The sequence below is a fragment of the Rhizobium herbae genome (assembly GCF_019511375.1).
GTDB classification, from domain to species: Bacteria; Pseudomonadota; Alphaproteobacteria; order Rhizobiales; family Rhizobiaceae; genus Pararhizobium; species Pararhizobium herbae_A.
In genome coordinates, this window is sequence record NZ_JAEUAO010000028.1 from 1 (window position 1) to 221 (window position 221).

A 221-nucleotide genomic window follows, 5' to 3' on the forward strand; every position below is an offset into this window, starting at 1 on the left:
CGACGCCGCGTCGTTGGCGCCGGTGATGGCGACGACGATGTTGTGGCTGGCGGTGCCGTCGAGCGAGGTGACGCTCAGCGTGTCGCTGACGGCCTCGCCCTGGTTGAGCGCTTGCGTCGCCGCCCGGTCGTTGTCGAGCGTATAGGTCCAGCTGCCGGTGGCGGCATCGAAGGAGAAGCTGCCATAGGTGCCGTCGAGCGTGGCCGGGGCGGCAAACACCG

Annotated in this window: 1 protein-coding gene; it reads right to left on the reverse strand. The window is 69.7% G+C overall.

The window, feature by feature from the left end; all coding sequences use genetic code 11:
• The coding region (locus JNB71_RS24865) for a VCBS domain-containing protein (protein ID WP_220374325.1) at positions 1 to 221 on the reverse strand (221 nt) is incomplete at both ends.